The following is an 878-nucleotide window of genomic DNA, read 5'->3' on the forward strand; positions in this document are numbered from 1 at the left end:
GCCCAGCCCGTCGCGCAGCCTTTCGTGGTGGGCGAACTCGGTGCCGTTGTCGTGCGTGACGCTGACGCGCGCGCCGGCCGGCAGCGGCGAGAACATGTCCAGCTGCGCTCCGACGCTCTCGCCGGCGGTCTTGTCCGGAACGACGCGGGCCATGAGGAACCTGGTCCTCCTCTCCACCTCGGTGTGCAGGTTGCATCCCACTCCGATGACGCTGTCGGCCTCCCAATGGCCGAACGCGCTCCTGCCGTCGGCCTCCGGCGGGCGTTCGGAGATGGGCACTCGGCCGGGGATCGGGAAGCGCGACGTCCTCCTGCCGCCGTGCCTGCGGCGCCGCCTGTGCCCTCGCGGCAGGCACCGCGCCCAGCGTTCCCGAAGCGGCCTGCTGGAGTAGACCCATCGGTAGATGGTCTCCGGGCACACGCGCATGAGCGCATCGTCCGGCCACAGGACGCGCAGCCTGCCGCTGATGAGCAGCGGCGACCAGCCGCGGCCCAGCCATTCGGCCACCTGCGCCCACAGGCGGTCGTGCGACAGCCGGTAGGGCTTTCGTGGCTTGGATCTCCTGCGGTCGGCCTTGCGCTGCGCGGGCCCGGCGATGTAGTAGCGGCCGGTCCATGGCCCCGCCTTCAGTCTTTTCGGCCGGTACGGGCGGTACGACTCGTTCTCGTTGGACGGGAACCATGTGTTGCGCTTGATCTCCCGGCTGATGCTGGACGGGCTGCGGCCCAGCATCGCGCCGATCCCGCGTATGCTGGCGCCGTTGCCTACCTCGATCTGGATGACCTGGCGTTCCTCTTCCGACAGGTGCGAATATACTTCTCCCATAGGTGCGACATCCCTTCGGACTGGTTTTCTAGGCAATTTCCAATCTAACGGGT

General features: G+C 68.2%; 1 protein-coding gene. It reads right to left on the reverse strand.

Features of this window, described 5'->3' with window-relative positions; translation table 11 throughout:
- On the reverse strand, positions 1 to 825 hold an 825-nt coding region (locus tag AACW11_RS19940), incomplete at its 3' end, for an IS30 family transposase (protein WP_212587062.1).
- Positions 826 to 878 lie beyond the last annotated feature (53 nt).

This window comes from Yersinia sp. Marseille-Q3913 (genome assembly GCF_963892745.1).
In the GTDB taxonomy this organism is placed as follows: domain Bacteria; phylum Pseudomonadota; class Gammaproteobacteria; order Enterobacterales; family Enterobacteriaceae; genus Yersinia; species Yersinia bercovieri.